The following is a 14,632-nucleotide window of genomic DNA, read 5'->3' as shown; positions in this document are numbered from 1 at the left end:
TTAATATAAAAGCGGTTCTATAATTCATATCAGAAGAGTGTATGTAATAATTCAGAGAAATCTGAGCGCAGGCTGCATAATAGTCTGCGCTCGTAGTATATGAGGTGATGTTTCAACGAAAACAAAACATCCAAAGGATTATACGGCAAGGAGTAATCTGATGTGGACCTCCACATTGTCTGAAAACCGTCTGATCAAACTTGGGAAAAGGGGGGACTTCGGATGCCATTTAATTGAGCATCAGCTGGGGGCATATACGGGCTGTAAAGGCCGCATGATAGCAACCATACTTTTACCCTTAGAAACATCGATACCTACTGCGTTCATAAATTTGTCACTCCTTAAGATTATTGCAATGGATAAGTGCCAGTTTTACTCATTGCCTATTCAATCTACTGTGGTGTGACACGAATGCGTCTACGACGATTCAACCTGCATAAAACGAACGCTGCGAATGAGGAGCTGGTTATCAGTCTGTTTTACGGACGCGAAGTCCAAGAAAGGAAGCCGATATACCAATTGCTCCACCATTATACAGCTTAGCAAAAGTGCGAAGAGGATATCACAAATCATTGTTTTGATGATTCGGTGGTATCCTCTTTGTGGATTTCAGAATTTGTTTCTCAGTTTTCGGTATTCTCTCGGTGAATATCCTTTCAGCTTGTGAAAAAGCCGACTGAAATACAGCTGGTTATCATATCCGACGATTTTAGAGATTTCATTGATGGAATAGGTTGTTGTTTCAAGTAACATCTGAGCATTGTTGATCCGGATTCCTACGATGAATTGCATTGGTGTGGAACCGGTGTATTTTTTGAAATTCCGGATAAACCAACTGACACTCATGCCTCGTGAGGCTGCGTAATCCTCTATGTTGATGTCCTGATTATAATTTTCGCTGAAATAGGTAACTGCAGTGTTCATTTCCTGATCCAGGTATTCGTTTTTCAGGATATGTTCTCGTGTCAGTTCTCGGTGGAAAGTGATTAGTAGATGACGAAGCAGAAGAACAAGCATTTCCTCATAATCATCCTGACAGCGTTGGAGTTCGATGATAATACGCTTAAAAACCCGTTCATATTCCATAGATGTGCCAACTTGGAAAACCCGTTCTTTATCCGGAAATCCATACTGACGCAAGATATTTTTAACATTGCTGCCTGTAAAATGAATCCAGTATACTTCTGTCTTATCTTCCCCATAATATTCATATTTCTGAAGTTCCTTCGGTCTGTACAGCACAATATTACCGGCGGGAACAATCGTTTCGTTACCTACATTGCCAAAATGAAAATGCCCACAACCAGCGGTGATATAGATGATCTGATAATCCAGGCGTCCCCTTGGACGGTAGGTTGGTAATTTTGGATGGCTGGAAAGGCGATAAGTACCACAGCTTCCTACAATCAGTGGGCGACTTTTGTCTTTGAAATCCATATGGGAGTGGTTCAGATAACCAGTATTCATATACATAGGGCAGCACCTCTTTTCCTACTTTTTACCATTGTATCATTTAGTGCATATTTTGTCTAATCCAATTCATAGACATATTTTGCGGATTAGGATAAGCTATGTATAGAAAAACAAAGAAACGTAAACAAAAAAGTAAAGAACAAGACTTGCTGTGGGAGAACAACGTATAAAAAAATGCATATGTATTGAAGGAGAGTTATTTATGATTGTACCACGTTATTATGAGGATTTAAGTGTACTGCATGAAAACACAATGCCAGCCAGAGCCTATTATGTTCCGGCATCCAAAAGAATGGACAACCTGGTGGAACACAGGGAAGAATCAGACCGTATGCAGTTATTAAACGGAACTTGGAAATTTCAGTATTATAACAGCATCTATGATATTCAGGAATCTTTTTTTGAGAAGGATTATGATACAGAAAACTTTGACGAGATTCAGGTTCCGAGTGTATGGCAGATGGCAGGATATGACACACACCAGTATACAAACATCCGGTATCCGTTCCCATTTGATCCACCGTATGTACCACAGGATATCCCGTGTGGAGCATATGCACATACTTTTGACTATCATAAAGATGAAAATGCACCAAAAGCATTTTTAAATTTTGAGGGAGTAGACAGTTGCTTTTATGTATGGGTCAATGGTTCTTATGTGGGATACAGCCAGGTTTCTCATATGACCAGTGAGTTTGATATTACCGACCTTCTTCAGGATGGAAAGAATACCATAGCAGTATTGGTAATGAAGTGGTGTGACGGTTCTTACTTGGAAGATCAGGACAAATTCCGTATGAGTGGAATTTTCCGGGATGTGTACATTTTGAAACGTCCGGAGCAGGCAATCAGCGATTATCATATAAAAACAAAGATTGAGGATATGCTTGCAAAGATAGAACTTGATGTGAAATTCTACTCTCCGGCAAATGTAAAAATTTCGATTGAAGATAAAAATGGAGCAGTTGTCGCAGTAGGAAGTATTACCGAAGAAGGAACAGCGGTGTTAGAGATTGCAAGTCCGGAGCTTTGGAATACAGAAAATCCATACCTGTACAAACTGATCCTTGAAACAGAAAATGAAGTAATTGTAGATCATATCGCACTCAGAAAGATAGAGATCAAAGATCAGGTTATTTACTTAAACGGACAGAAGATTAAATTCCGTGGTGTCAATCGACATGATTCCGATCCGGTTACTGGATTTACAATTAGTGTGGAACAGATTACAACAGATCTTACGCTAATGAAGCAGCACAATTTTAACGCTATCCGTTCCAGCCATTATCCGAATGCACCATTTTTCTATGAAATGTGTGACAAGTATGGATTTATGGTGATAGATGAAGCAGATATAGAAGCTCATGGACCATTTATGCTCTACAGAAAAGAAGACACGGATTACAATCGATTCAAGCGGTGGAATGAAAAAATTGCGGATGATCCGGCGTGGGAAGCAGCTATCGTTGACCGTGTGAAACTCATGGTAGAACGTGATAAAAACCGTTTTTGTATTGTCATGTGGTCAATGGGAAATGAAAGTGCTTATGGTTGCAACTTTGAAAAAGCACTTGCTTGGACAAAGAAATTTGATCCGGACCGTATCACACAATATGAGAGTGCAAGATACCGTAATTATGATGAAACATATGATTACAGCAACTTGGATGTGTACAGCCGTATGTACCCGGCAATTTCCGAGATTCAGGAATATCTGGACAAGGACGGAAGCAAACCATTCCTTCTGGTAGAATATTGTCACAGCATGGGAAATGGCCCTGGAGATTTTGAAGATTACTTCCAGATGATACAGGATAATGATAAAATGTGCGGCGGTTTCGTCTGGGAATGGTGTGATCATGCGATTGATCATGGCACTGCTGAGAATGGAAAGACAATCTATGCCTACGGAGGAGATCATGGCGAAGATATCCATGATGGCAATTTCTGCATGGATGGATTAGTATATCCGGACAGAACTGCCCACACAGGACTTTTGGAATACAAGAATGTCTATCGTCCGGCAAGGGTGGTTTCTTATGATAAAGAAAGTGGAGAGCTGGTACTTCACAATTATATGGATTTTGATGACCTGAATGATTATGTAAAAATCAGTTATGAACTGACGCAAGATGGTCTTGTAATCGGAAAAGGTAAACTTTCAGAAGTGTCTGTGGCACCACACAGTGAAGGAAAGACAAATCTGAAAGTCAATGTTCCAGAAAGCGGAAAATGCTATTTGAAACTTATTTACCATCTGAAAAAAGAAATGCCACTGTTAGAGGAAGACCACATTCTGGGATTTGATGAAATTGAGGTAAGTCAGAAAGATGCAAAATGTCAGCTCGCAGAGAAATGGATGGAAAAAACAGCAACGAACTCTGAATTACAGGTGAATGAAAATGATACACAGATTCATATCAAAGGTCGTGAATTTTCCTACACCATAGACAGACGTACGGCTCTCTTTACAGAGATGAAATTTGCAGGACGGGAATATCTGAATCATCCGATGGAGTTGAATATTTGGAGAGCTCCAACAGATAACGATATGTACATCAAGTCTGAATGGAAGAAAGCTCACTATGATAAGGCTTACACAAGAGCCTATACGACAGAGGTTGCACAGGGAAAACATGGTGTGAAGATTACAAGCCATGCTTCCGTTGTGGCAGAGACGGTACAGAAGATTCTTGATGTGACGATTACATGGAAAATAGATGCTGCAGGAAAGATTGATGCAGATATAGCAGTAACAAAAGATGGAGAGTTCCCGGATCTTCCGAGATTTGGAGTGAGAATGTTTTTGGATAAGAAACTTTCAGATGCCAGATACTTTGGAATGGGACCACAGGAGAGCTATCGTGATAAACATCAGGCAGCGAGTCACGGTCTGTACCGGGCAAATGTAGGGGATTTACATGAGGACTATATCCGTCCACAGGAAAACGGAAGCCATTATGATTGTGAATATGTAGAGCTTAACAACAGCCAATATGGAATTGTGGCATCCGCAGAAAAGGCATTTTCATTCAATGCTTCTTATTATACACAGGAAGAACTTGAGAAGAAAACGCATAATTATGAATTGACAGAATCAGACAGCGTGATATTTTGTGTTGACTATGCATTAAATGGAATAGGTTCTAACAGTTGTGGTCCGGTTGTATTGGATCAGTATCGATTTAATGATGTATTATTCCGGTTCCAGTTTACTCTGGTTCCGTATGTAAAGGGATAATAAAGTTTTAAGTAACCCGTTAACAAGGAAGGAGAGTCTGGGTGTTTTGTAAAGTCCGGATATACAGAACAATCAGACAAAAACAAAGCAAAAAAATTTAGAATTAGGCATCATACTGTTAGGCATCTTGAGATTCTAAGTGCGATGAATATGAGGAGCAAAAGAATTCTATGGAAGAAAAAAAGTATTTAAAATGGTATAACAAAATTGGATATGGTTCAGGTGATATCGCAGGTAATGTAGTCTATGCGTTCCTGACATCTTTTATGATGGTCTATTTGACAGACTCAGTAGGACTTGCTGCTGGTGTCGTAGGTACCCTGATTGCCGTATCAAAATTAATTGATGGTTTTACAGATATATTCTTTGGATCAATGATCGACAAAACACACAGCAAAATGGGAAAAGCAAAGCCTTGGATGTTATATGGCTATATTGGATGTGCCATTACATTAGTCTGCTGTTTTGCAGTACCAGTCAGCTGGGGAACAACCGCTAAATATGCATGGTTCTTTATTTCTTATACACTGTTAAATGGTGTGTTTTATACAGCTAATAATATTGCATATTCAGCACTTACATCACTCATCACAAAGAACAGCAAAGAACGTGTGCAGATGGGATCATACCGTTTCATTTTTGCATTTTTAACAAGCCTTCTGATTCAGGCAATTACAGTTGGATTTGTAGATAAGTGTGGTGGAGATGCAGCTGCATGGAGAACTGTAGCAATTATTTATGCAATTATTGGTCTTATTGTAAATACAATTTCTGCTCTTTCTGTTAAAGAACTTCCAGAAGAGGAACTTAACGAAGGGGGAGTAAAAAATGAGGATGAGAAGTACGGAATGGCACAGGCATTTAAGCTTCTTATCAAAAACAAATATTACATGATGATCTGTGGAACTTACATTTTACAGCAGTTATACAGTGCCATGATTGGAGCCGGTATTTATTACATGACATGGGTACTGAAAAACAAAAACTTGTTCGGACAGTTTGCATGGGCAGTTAATATTCCACTGATCATTGCTTTGATTTTCACACCAACTTTAGTTGGTAAGTGGAAAGGTATGTACAAACTGAACTTAAGAGGTTATATCTTAGCAGTTATCGGTAGAGCACTTGTTGTTGTTGCCGGATATATGGGTAGCGTTCCGCTGATGATGGCATTTACGGCTCTTGCAGCATTAGGACAGGGACCATGGCAGGGAGATATGAATGCGGTTATCGCATCCTGCTCTGAATACACTTATCTTACACAGGGAAAGAGAATTGACGGAACTATGTACTCTTGTACGTCTCTTGGTGTAAAGATCGGTGGAGGTATTGGAACGGCTGTTGTTGGATGGATGCTTGATTTCAGTGGTTACGTTGGAACAAATGCAACTCAGCCACAGTCCGCACTTGATATGATGCAGTTTATGTATCTGTGGCTTCCATTAATCTTTGATGTATTGATTATGTTTGTACTTTCAAGAATGAATGTAGAAGGTGCAAATAAGAAACTGAAAGCAGAAAAAGGAATCACTGCAGATGAAGTAACAGATGCATCAGACATGGAGTAAAATTTGAAGGTAAAAGCATTGTCTGATTGAATCTTCAATTAGACAATGCTTTTACATATTATGAAACAATGAAACAGGCAAAAGAGTGGGGGACAGTATTTTGAATATAGAAGAAGCAATTGGAATGCTTAACGGGATGGCTGCCCATGCTGACTGGGCAGAGGAATGGATGCCAAAATACGAGATTACAGACAGTAATATTCATTCTATCGTACAGAAAGAAATTGGGATTGTATTTACGAAAGTCCTGGAGGATGCAGGAGTTTATAAGAGAACAGAGGAAGGGAAAGCTGCATTCAAAAGATTTATTGAAAGTTTATAAAAAAAGGACCACTTCATTTTTGTGAAATGGTCTTAAGAAAAAATATTCAGTTTTCACAAAATAGTCCTTTTAGTATTTATACATGATATGGATGCTCAAAATAGTCAGCGTAGAATACTAAAAGGTCGTTCAGATATTTTTTAAGATTGCTCATTTGCGATTCCTCCTTTCCTTGTTTACAAGTTGATTATAGGATAGATGAAAAAGGATTGCTTGCCAAATCGAAAGAAGATATAGACAAATGTTGCAAAGGGGAGTATTTCATGCAGTTAAAATATGTTGACACAAAAGAGGAGATCATAGCAGTAAATAAAAAGTCAAAACATATTGAACCACATCTTCATAATGCACTGGAGATTGTTTGTGTAACAAGTGGAACATTAGAGCTTGGTGTCGGACAGGAACTTTACCATATGGAAAAAGGAGATATAGGCTTTGTATTTCCGGATATTATTCATCACTATCAGGTACTGACACCCGGTGTAAATAAAGCGACTTATCTGATCGCATCGCCCTTTACGATTGGTAAATTTGCAGATATCATGCAGTCCATGGCTCCTGAATATCCAGTTATCAAAGCGGAAAAGGTTGAGCCGGAGGTATATAGGGTTATCAATGCGATCTTAGAGACAGAACAGTCGGATATTACAGTCGCACAGGCTTATCTTCAAATTGTGTTGGCACGCTGCATAGGAAAACTGAATCTGGTAGAGAAGAGCCATGTGGGGAGCAATGACCTTATTTACCAGACGGTTTCCTATATATCAGCAAATTTCAAAAAGAAGCTTTCACTGGAAGAGATGGCGAAAGACCTTGGAGTAAGCAAATATGTCTTATCCAGACTCTTTTCCAAAACATTTCATAGGAATTTCAACCAGTATCTTAACGATGCAAGGCTCAACTACGCATGTCATCGTTTGGAAAATACGAGTGATTCTATTACAAATATTTGCCTGGATAGTGGCTTTGAAAGTCAGAGAACATTTAACCGGGTATTTAAGGAAAGATATAAAATATCGCCTAGTGACTATCGGAGTACATGTGTAAAAGATATATTGTCATAAAAGGTTCTGCTGATAGAATAATTTACTTTGATTTCACGCCGTTATGTATTTGATTTTATGTGCGTATGATACGATATTACAATGGTCGTAGAAAATAGATTTTTCAGAAGTAAAAGAACAAGGCGTACTCTAAAGAAAAAGAAAGGCAGGGCATATATGAATATGGGAAATTCCATAATTGATTTTAACGAGAAAAAAGGGTTTATCTGCGATATGGATGGTGTGATTTATCATGGCAATCAGATATTGCCAGGTGTTCCAGAATTCATTCAGTGGTTACATGATGAAAAGAAGGAATACTTATTTTTGACAAATAATAGCGGGTATACACCACGGGAATTAAATCAGAAACTGGCAAGGATGGGACTTGATGTGTCGGAAGAACATTTTTATACCAGTGCATTGGCAACAGCAGCTTTTTTAAAAGAACAGGCGGCAGGATGTTCAGCATTTGTGATAGGAGAAGCCGGTCTGTTAAATGCACTTTATGATGTAGGTATCACAATGAATGATGTGAATCCGGATTATGTTGTTGTGGGAGAGGGACGATCCTATTCATTGGATACATTAACAAAAGCAACGAATTTGGTTCTGAAAGGTGCAAAGCTGATCGGAGCAAACTCAGATGTTTCCGGACCGATTGAGAACGGCATTGCTCCTGCTTGTCGTGCATTGGTTGCACCTATAGAAATGGCAACAGGCACACAGGCATATTTCTGTGGGAAACCGAATCCATTGATGATGCGAACAGGTTTAAATATGCTTGGATGTCATTCCGCAGAAGCAGTAATGGTTGGGGACCGCATGGATACAGATGTGATTTCAGGTATGGAAAGTGGTATGTCTACTGTATTGGTTCTCTCAGGATGCTCAACGAAAGATACACTTAAAACTTATGCATATCGTCCAACTTTGGTTTTAAATGGTGTGGGAGATATTGCTACGATGGCAAAGGCAAAAGCAGAGTAATAAATTTGTTAGAAGCAAGTTAAAATACGTGTGGGGAGAATTTAAACAAAATTAACCTATTGAATGAGAAAAAAGGCAGTGATTTCACTGTCTTTTTCAATAAATTTTTTTGAATTACCTCATTCCAATGTTTTTAGAAGAGTCTATAAAATGAATGATTCTCGGACATAAGAGAGTATCGAGTGTAAAGCATTATCGCAAAATGAGCAATCAGCAAATGGCAGATGAAACCAGAGAAGTACGGCAGATGATGAGTGATATTATTTATAAGAGTCTGGCTGGATGGGGTGAAGAATATGAACAAATACGACAAGATGATTGAAGAAAATCAGAAAAAAAGTAAAGAAAAAATTGAACTGGCACAACGTACAATACAAGACATGATATCAAATAAAGAACGTATCAGCGTTCCGAAACTGATGAAGAAAACCGGACTGTCCAGAGGATTCTTCTATAAAAATCCAATTGTCCGGGATACGATGAACGAGGCGATAGAGCAACAGGCAGGGATGATTGATCCAAGAAGAGAAAACCTGAACATGGCGATGGAAAAACAAATTGAACTGCTGAACCAGAAAGTAACAGCTCTGACCAGAGAAAACAGAGAACTGAAAAAAGCGAATGAAAAACTGCAGAAAGCATTACGGAAACAGGATTTGAATTTTATAAAAAATTTATAGGAAACAGGTAAAAAAATATTGACCGATGGTTACTATCGGAGAGTATACTTCTTTTTGTAAAGGTGTATTATGGAGAGAAAATCATAATGCATCATTTAAAAAAACTTGCTGACAGTGGAACCATATGCCGATTTGAACCGGGAGTATACTATTTCCCTAAAACGGATATTTTCGGTGAGCGGATGTCTTTGTCCCCGGATACAGTAGCTGTTCATAAGTATATCATGCGCAGGGGAAAGCGGGTGGGGTACTATTCCGGTTATACACTGGCAAACCGCATGGGATTATCCACGCAGGTTCCGTTTACTCAGGAGATAAGCAGCAATTTTGCTCCGGCATTGGTAAGGAAAATGACGATTAAAAACAGGCAATACATTATCAGAAGACCAGTGGTGGAAGTGACGGAAGAAAATGCGCCGGTGCTGCAGTTTCTTGACTGTTTGAAGGATATTGAAAAATGCACAGAGCTAGAACCGGAAAAATGCGGAAAGATTTTGACAGAATTTGCCAGGAAAAATGCTATTACAAAGAAAAAGATTGATATGATTATTGCAAATTATCCGATTAAGGTATATAAAGCAATATATGAAACGGAGGTAGAGTATGTATCTTCATAAGGATAGGGAAATGTTTAAGGACGTGGTGGAACAGACTGCTGAGCAAAGTGGAAGAACACCTATAGTAGTAGAAAAGGATTACTATGTTACACTGATTCTGAAATTATTGGCAGAGCAGCTCGATCTGTGTGTTTTTAAAGGGGGAACATCTTTATCCAAAGGATATCACGTAATCAATCGTTTTTCAGAAGATATTGATATTACTTTCAAAGAGCATATAGGAGAGAGCAGAAGGAAAAAACTTAAGAATGTTGTTTTAAAAGGAATAAGCGAAGAACTGGAAATGCCGATTGCAAACTGGAATGAAACCCAGAGCGACAGGGACTATAACGTTTATTTTTTTTCATATACTTCTGTATTTGAACTGGAAGATGAAAGACTGCCGCAGTATATAAAGCTGGAAACTGCATTGGGGTCATATGCATTTCCGACACAGTCAGTAGAGATACATAATTATATTGGAGATTATCTGGAAAATCACAATAGAAAAGATCTTGCAGAACAATTTTTCCTTGACAGATTTTCAATGAATCTACAGTCCCTTGAAAGAACGTATATTGACAAGATTTTTGCGCTTTGTGATTATTATATACAGGGAAAATCAAAGAGATCCGGGAGCATCGGGCTGAAATGTCGATATGTCCGTCTGCAAAGGAAGGAGTAGATGTGTCTGACGTCATTACGGAGTTTTGTGACAACTCTTTTTATGAAGAAGATTATCAAGCTATTACAAGCTACTTTACAGAAGATTTTGTGTCTTATGAGGATACCATCAAGAATATGAGAAAAATTATACAGAACATTTCTTTTTAGAAATCAAACAGCCAAAAATATGGATAATAAAGATAAGATCATTCAGGAACAGAGAGAAGAAATATGTTTATTAAATGAAGAAATTAAGCGCCTTCAGTTACTTTTGTCCCAAGCAGGTATTCCCTATGGAAAAGGTATTCAGGAAAAGGAAAGACCGGCTGCTCTGCAGAAGGATTCTGTCATGAGTGAAACGGAAACAGTCAGGGAGCAATTTATCATCCCGGAAACGATCACTCAGAAGCACGCCCAGTATTTCTATTCTTTTTTCAAAGGACGGAAAGATGTATACAGTAAAAGAGCAGGAAAGCCGAATCCTAAGACCGGGAAAACAGGATATTATACGCAGTGCTGGAATTACTGGAAGCCGGGTATTTGTCCGAAATATGAAAAAAAGAAAATAAAATGTGCAGACTGCCCGGAACAGCATTACAAAGAGCTTACAGGCAAAGTGATCATGCAGCATTTGACAGGTGCAAGAGAAGACTGTTCGGACGTGATAGGCGTCTACCCGATGCTGCCTGATGAGACTTGCAATTTCCTTGTATTTGATTTTGACAATCATGATGATACTACGAATGGGGATGATTATGCCAATACAGATGAACTCTGGAGGGAAGAAGTAAATGCTCTGCGCGAGATTTGCAGGATTTATGGAGTGGATATCCTGACAGAGCGTTCTCGTTCTGGAAAAGGAGCGCATATCCTGGGCTTTTCGGACGGCGGGAATATTGCTCTTGTCTTTGCGCTGAAATATCCGGAGCGTGTGGATCATCTTATTTTAAATGGGCGAAAATGATCCGAATATCCGTCCGGAGGAGTTGGTTGAAAATAAAGAGCCGGACTTCGTCAGAATAAAAAAACTTGTCATCGCTGGAAATAAAGATATGATAAAGGACGAACATACAAGGCTTATTTATGCGAGTCTTCCGAATGCACAGATCCGCATACTGCGTGGAACACACTTTATCGCAAAGGAGAATTACATAGAGTTTAACCACGCTGTAGAGAAATTTCTGAAAAATTGTTAAAAGGAGAGAAAATTTATGTACGATATCTGTCACTATGATTCTCCGCTGGGCGGGATTACGCTTGCCTGTGACGAGAAAGGGCTGACCGGTCTGTGGTTCGACGGGCAGAAGTATTTCGGCGGCGGGATACTGAAAGGAGATATGAAATACAAATATTCAAAAGAAAATCCGCCTGTTCTGGAGCAGACGAAAAAGTGGCTGGATCTTTATTTTGACGGCCAGGCGCCCGATTTTACCCCGCCTCTGCATTTGACGGGAAGTGAGTTCCGTCATTCGGTATGGGAGATTCTTTTAGAGATTCCCTACGGGCGGACGACGACCTATAAGGAAATTGCGCGCGAGATTGCGTCTCGGAGAGGGATTGAGTCAATGTCGGCCCAGGCGGTGGGAGGAGCGGTGGGACATAACCCTGTGTCTATTATCGTACCCTGCCACAGGGTGCTCGGTACGGACGGCAGTATGACCGGTTATGCGGGCGGGGTTGATAAAAAAATCCGCCTTCTCACACTGGAGAAAGCGGATCTTACAATTTCTGGAATTTAAATGTATGAGAGGATTGTCAGCTTACAATTTCCCAGTGAACAGTGTGCCCGCTTTTCCGCCCCTGACGATGTCATAAAGAACCTCCGGGCGCTTTCCGTTTGTGACGATCGTATCGATCCCGTTGGATGTGGCAAGCTGTGCGGCCTGGAGTTTTGTGCGCATACCGCCGGTACCTCTTCTGGAGCCGGCTCCTCCAGCGAGAGAGTAGACGCTCTCATCAATGGCATCAATCTGTTCTATGAGTTTGGCGTTTGGATGAAGACGGGGATCGCTGTCATAGAATCCGTCGATGTCAGATAAGATGACAAGGCGTTTTGCCCGGCACAGGACAGCTACGACTGAGGAGAGCATGTCGTTGTCGCCGAACAGCCTGTCTTCGGATTCGATTTCGGTATAGCTTACGGAATCATTTTCATTTACAATCGGAATTACGCCCATTTCAAGAAGCGCATTAAATGTGTTTGTCAGGTTTTCTTTCTTTTCTTCCTGTTCGATATCTTCGGCGTTTAAGAGAATCTGAGCCACAGTCTTATCATAATCCCCGAAAAACTTGTCGTACAGATACATCAGGCTGCACTGGCCGACAGCTGCTGCGGCCTGTTTCATACGCATGGTATTATTGTCTGCTCGTCCCTGCATGTTCAGCTTGTTCCTGCCAACGGCGATGGCGCCCGAGGAAACAAGAATGACCTCATATCCCATGTTCTGGATATCGGCCAGTGTGCAGACGAGACGGTCGGTAGCGCGAAGATCGCTCTTGCCCGAGTCGTTTGTGAGTGTCGAAGTTCCTACTTTTACTACAATTCTGTTATTATAAAGTGCCATTGTCTTACTCCTTTAGAACTGATCTGCCCGTACTCAGTATGCGGGCACTTACTGTGATATCGTAACACAGATATAACTTTTGTCAAGCAACAGTTCAGTCGTGAAGCTGCGTGAGAGCATATATCACTCCTGTCGGAACAATGATCCTGTCAGGATATGCCGGCCGGCAATGACGCTAAATAAAATCTTAATAATTCTATACACTAAATCATCAGGTTTCCGTTAAAAATCATTAATTCTGTACTGATACCATTTGCTAATGAATGCAAAATTACTGCCGGACAGGGCGAAGAACGCGGGAGAGGGTCAGAGTATGGAAGAAAACGGATATGGGATGACAGAGCAGAAACATCAAAGAACAGGAATATATACCAGGCGAAAGGATAAGACAGAGAGTGTGGTATATGCGGGTATCGATGGTTTCCGGCTGCTGGCATCGGTTATGGTGATCGCCATCCATACAGCACCGCTTGCCGGACTCAGCGGAAATCTGGATTTTATCCTGACTTATTGCCTGGGACGGGTGGCCGTTCCCTTTTTCCTGATGACGACAGGATACTTTATGCTGGGAGCATGGAAACTGAGCGGCTGTACGGAGGATGAAAAAGTGATCCGGTCAATGAAGAAAGCATTATTTCTGTATGCGGCGGCATTTGTCTTCTATCTTCCGGTCAACTTTTATACAGGAGTTGTGCCCAAAAGTGCAGGCAGGTTCCTCCAGATGATCATTTTTGACGGCGGTTTTTATCATCTCTGGTATTTTCCTGCGGTGATCCTCGGATGTATTATTATCGTGGCACTGATGAAACGCTTCTCCGTGCAGGCGGTCTTTGCCATTGCTGTCCTGCTCTATGTGATAGGGGCTGGCGGGGACATCTATTACGGGGTTGTAAACCGGATACCTGTGCTTGAACATCTGTATAAAATGATTTTTACTGTCAGTAGTTATACGAGAAACGGAGTGTTTTACGCACCGGTATTTCTGACCCTGGGTATGATGATGCGGGACAACACAGGAGAAGACGGAAAACGGAAAACGCATAAAGGTATGACAGGACTCGTTATCGGCCTGAGTGTGAGTCTGCTTCTTATGTTTGCTGAAGGATATTTTACATATAGTCATAATCTGCAGCGTCATAACAGCATGTATCTGTGTCTCATCCCGGTTATGTATTTCCTGTTCCGGCTGCTCCTGTTAGTTACGGGAAAAGCTCCGGGATGGGCGAGGAATGTATCCATGCTTGTGTATATCATTCATCCTGCAGTCCGGATCGGCCTGAGAGGAGCTGCCGGAGCTGCCGGGGTTACGGGACTTCTGGAGACAAATACGCTGGTGCAGTTTTTATGTGTCGCAGTCATATCTTTCGCGGCAGCGGCAGTATTCACATATATCTATTACTGTTTGAAAAGAGAACATATTGAAAAAGGCAGGGCAGACGGCCCACGTTAATGAAAAAACAAATAGGAAAGGAGAAAAATGCCGGATACG

13 protein-coding genes and 2 pseudogenes are annotated in these 14,632 nt (G+C 40.6%); 13 read left to right on the top strand and 2 right to left on the bottom strand.

The features are described from left to right. Nucleotides 1-609 precede the first annotated feature (609 nt). Nucleotides 610-1,473: an AraC family transcriptional regulator gene (locus FNY66_RS06195; protein WP_150310589.1), complete on the bottom strand. Its 864-nt coding sequence runs from the start codon at nt 1,471-1,473 to the stop codon at nt 610-612. A 202-nt stretch (nt 1,474-1,675) separates the two neighbouring features. Between FNY66_RS06195 and FNY66_RS06190 the strand changes: the two genes are divergently transcribed. The 12 genes and pseudogenes from FNY66_RS06190 to FNY66_RS06135 all read left to right on the top strand — a co-directional run bounded on the left by FNY66_RS06190 (nt 1,676) and on the right by FNY66_RS06135 (nt 12,318). Next, nucleotides 1,676-4,714, top strand: coding sequence for a glycoside hydrolase family 2 TIM barrel-domain containing protein (locus FNY66_RS06190; protein ID WP_087152593.1), 3,039 nt, complete (start codon nt 1,676-1,678; stop codon nt 4,712-4,714). A gap of 170 nt (nt 4,715-4,884) precedes the next feature. Then, nucleotides 4,885-6,282, top strand: a complete 1,398-nt coding sequence (locus FNY66_RS06185; protein ID WP_150310588.1) for an MFS transporter — start codon at nt 4,885-4,887, stop codon at nt 6,280-6,282. 136 nt (nt 6,283-6,418) lie between these two features. Beyond that, nucleotides 6,419-6,604: pseudogene (locus FNY66_RS06180) on the top strand (UDP-glucose--hexose-1-phosphate uridylyltransferase); the annotation flags it as partial. A gap of 263 nt (nt 6,605-6,867) precedes the next feature. Then, entirely contained in the window at nt 6,868-7,668 is an 801-nt protein-coding gene (locus tag FNY66_RS06175) for a helix-turn-helix transcriptional regulator (RefSeq protein ID WP_087151638.1), read from the top strand. A 156-nt stretch (nt 7,669-7,824) separates the two neighbouring features. After that, the gene (locus tag FNY66_RS06170; RefSeq protein WP_087151637.1) at nt 7,825-8,637 is read left to right on the top strand and encodes an HAD-IIA family hydrolase; all 813 of its coding nucleotides are present in this window, start codon (nt 7,825-7,827) and stop codon (nt 8,635-8,637) included. A gap of 157 nt (nt 8,638-8,794) precedes the next feature. Then, nucleotides 8,795-8,959 (top strand): annotated as a pseudogene (locus tag FNY66_RS16120) (tyrosine-type recombinase/integrase); the annotation flags it as partial. Continuing rightward, nucleotides 8,892-9,317: a DUF6262 family protein gene (locus FNY66_RS06160; RefSeq protein WP_330581280.1), complete on the top strand. Its 426-nt coding sequence runs from the start codon at nt 8,892-8,894 to the stop codon at nt 9,315-9,317. The pseudogene FNY66_RS16120 and the gene FNY66_RS06160, both read left to right, overlap by 68 nt. A 62-nt stretch (nt 9,318-9,379) precedes the next feature. Further along, nucleotides 9,380-9,934 (top strand): DUF6088 family protein, encoded by a 555-nt coding sequence (locus FNY66_RS06155; protein ID WP_267872925.1) that lies wholly within the window; start codon nt 9,380-9,382, stop codon nt 9,932-9,934. Next, nucleotides 9,921-10,598 carry a nucleotidyl transferase AbiEii/AbiGii toxin family protein gene (locus FNY66_RS06150; protein WP_150310587.1) on the top strand — a complete coding sequence of 226 codons (678 nt, stop codon included), beginning with the start codon at nt 9,921-9,923 and terminating at the stop codon, nt 10,596-10,598. Before FNY66_RS06155 ends, FNY66_RS06150 begins: the two co-directional genes overlap by 14 nt. Before the next feature lie 168 nt (nt 10,599-10,766). Further along, a complete protein-coding gene (locus FNY66_RS06145; protein ID WP_150310586.1) occupies nt 10,767-11,543 on the top strand; it encodes a TOTE conflict system archaeo-eukaryotic primase domain-containing protein in 777 nt (258 codons plus the stop codon). Continuing rightward, nucleotides 11,530-11,775, top strand: a complete 246-nt coding sequence (locus FNY66_RS06140; RefSeq protein ID WP_150310585.1) for an alpha/beta fold hydrolase — start codon at nt 11,530-11,532, stop codon at nt 11,773-11,775. Before FNY66_RS06145 ends, FNY66_RS06140 begins: the two co-directional genes overlap by 14 nt. Before the next feature lie 15 nt (nt 11,776-11,790). Further along, the gene (locus FNY66_RS06135) at nt 11,791-12,318 is read left to right on the top strand and encodes a methylated-DNA--[protein]-cysteine S-methyltransferase (RefSeq protein WP_087151633.1); all 528 of its coding nucleotides are present in this window, start codon (nt 11,791-11,793) and stop codon (nt 12,316-12,318) included. Nucleotides 12,319-12,339: 21 nt separating this feature from the next. Here FNY66_RS06135 and proB read toward each other — a convergent pair whose 3' ends face one another. Continuing rightward, the gene (gene proB, locus FNY66_RS06130) at nt 12,340-13,143 is read right to left on the bottom strand and encodes a glutamate 5-kinase (protein ID WP_087151632.1); all 804 of its coding nucleotides are present in this window, start codon (nt 13,141-13,143) and stop codon (nt 12,340-12,342) included. A gap of 313 nt (nt 13,144-13,456) precedes the next feature. Between proB and FNY66_RS06125 the strand changes: the two genes are divergently transcribed. Continuing rightward, nucleotides 13,457-14,593, top strand: coding sequence for an acyltransferase family protein (locus tag FNY66_RS06125; protein ID WP_190324799.1), 1,137 nt, complete (start codon nt 13,457-13,459; stop codon nt 14,591-14,593). The last annotated feature ends 39 nt before the right edge of the window (nt 14,594-14,632 follow it).

The organism is Mediterraneibacter catenae, from assembly GCF_008691045.1.
Classification (GTDB): Bacteria; Bacillota; Clostridia; order Lachnospirales; family Lachnospiraceae; genus Mediterraneibacter; species Mediterraneibacter ornithocaccae.
The sequence above is the reverse complement of the archived record's forward strand: the minus strand, read 5'-3'. Positions and strand labels throughout refer to the sequence as shown.